This is a genomic window from Bacillus sp. SIMBA_008, from assembly GCF_046535495.1.
Taxonomy (GTDB): Bacteria; Bacillota; Bacilli; order Bacillales; family Bacillaceae; genus Bacillus; species Bacillus subtilis.
This window is the reverse complement of the sequence record NZ_JAWRWL010001361.1, coordinates 1-232: the sequence shown is the minus strand read 5'-3', so window position 1 is coordinate 232 and position 232 is coordinate 1. Positions and strand designations below refer to the sequence as shown.

The 232-nt window shown below is 42.7% G+C and carries 1 protein-coding gene; it reads left to right on the top strand.

The window, feature by feature from the left end; genetic code table 11:
- Positions 1 to 232: hypothetical protein (locus tag SB658_RS27895; protein WP_410603837.1), on the top strand; the 232-nt coding region annotated here is incomplete at both ends.

Genomic DNA, 232 nt, shown 5'->3' with positions numbered 1-232 from the left:
CTAGAAACGGCGGATATTAAAGAACGTCTGAATAAGGTCATTCGTTCCATTCATAATGAAAAAGAAGTGCTGGAGATTGAGAAAAAAATCGGTCAGCGCGTCAAACGTTCGATGGAACGCACTCAAAAGGAATATTATTTGCGCGAACAGATGAAAGCCATTCAGAAGGAGCTTGGCGACAAAGAAGGAAAAACCGGCGAAGTTCAGTCGCTCACGGAAAAGATAGAAGAAG